1 pseudogene is annotated in these 268 nt (G+C 73.1%); it reads left to right on the plus strand.

The features are described from left to right. A pseudogene (locus tag AOK17_RS52780) lies at positions 1–268 on the plus strand (nickel transporter); the annotation flags it as partial.

Below are 268 nucleotides of genomic sequence, written 5' to 3' on the forward strand. Positions count from 1 at the left end.
CGAGGTCACGGCGCGCGGCGACCGGATGACGCTCACCGCCTCGGACGTGCCGACGAAGTCCGTATCGGGTGAACTGACCAAGTACCCCAAGGAGTTGCTGTCGTCCCCGGCGGACACGGCGACGGCGTCACTGCGCGTCCGCCCCGGCGGTCCCGCGCTCGTCGAGGAGAACTCCGACGCGCCCGGCTCCTCCATCCTGCCGCGCGGCGCCGACCGGTTCACCCGCGCGCTGGACGACCTGGTGTCCCGCCAGGACCTGACCCTCGGC

The sequence above is a fragment of the Streptomyces phaeochromogenes genome, assembly GCF_001418655.1.
GTDB classification, from domain to species: domain Bacteria; phylum Actinomycetota; class Actinomycetes; order Streptomycetales; family Streptomycetaceae; genus Streptomyces; species Streptomyces phaeochromogenes.